The sequence below is a fragment of the Enterobacter sp. Lyrl_3 genome (genome assembly GCF_051948675.1).
GTDB lineage: Bacteria > Pseudomonadota > Gammaproteobacteria > Enterobacterales > Enterobacteriaceae > Enterobacter > Enterobacter cloacae.
This window is the reverse complement of record NZ_JAYJLI010000064.1, coordinates 1-694: the sequence shown is the minus strand read 5'-3', so window position 1 is coordinate 694 and position 694 is coordinate 1. Positions and strand designations below refer to the sequence as shown.

The following is a 694-nucleotide window of genomic DNA, read 5'->3' as shown; positions in this document are numbered from 1 at the left end:
ATGGTGCCGACTACCGGAATCGAACTGGTGACCTACTGATTACAAGTCAGTTGCTCTACCTACTGAGCTAAGTCGGCTTTGACTGCTATCGTGAGGCAAAATACCCCATGTTTAATCCCTCAGGATGAGCTTTGGCAACCTGATGGACTGGATAATGCGAAAGGGAAATGCCTGCTGCCAAGTGCCTGTTAACTATTTGTTTCACTTGATGCTAAATGTACAAATTCAGCACCTCAATAATCCTTTCATCTACCGTAGTGAATTGGAAGCCTGAAACAAACCGCAGGATCACATGGCAATAAATAGCCAGTCCGATGCTGAAGCAGGTTAGCAGAATCAGGAATGACCACTTTCTCTTCACCCTGCCTCCCCTGAGCAAAGCACGTTCAACATGCCATTAGCCGCAACGGGAGGTAGTTCGTAGCAAATCCTTTTTATGAGAGGTGAAGGACAAAAAACCGCCGGAGCGGACCAGGAAGATTTAGAAGTCCATAGCGTGAATCATCATCAGATGAGATGAACAGAGGCTATGGCACAATTAGGTTGAGGTTGGCCGCTACGTGCTGCTTAGCTCAGCACCCTACAGGAAGGTTCTTTGACTGAGTACCCATTACTGACCCTGTTTTCACCACAACGGAAAGACCACCAGTGCATTTAAGCCAGGTCCCGAACGGGGGATGGTCTTTCCTATTGT

At 47.6% G+C, this 694-nt stretch carries 1 tRNA gene; it reads right to left on the bottom strand.

Annotated elements, in window-relative coordinates:
• Nucleotide 1: 1 nt before the first annotated feature.
• Nucleotides 2-77: transfer RNA gene (locus tag VF709_RS24905), tRNA-Thr, on the bottom strand.
• Nucleotides 78-694: the final 617 nt, after the last annotated feature.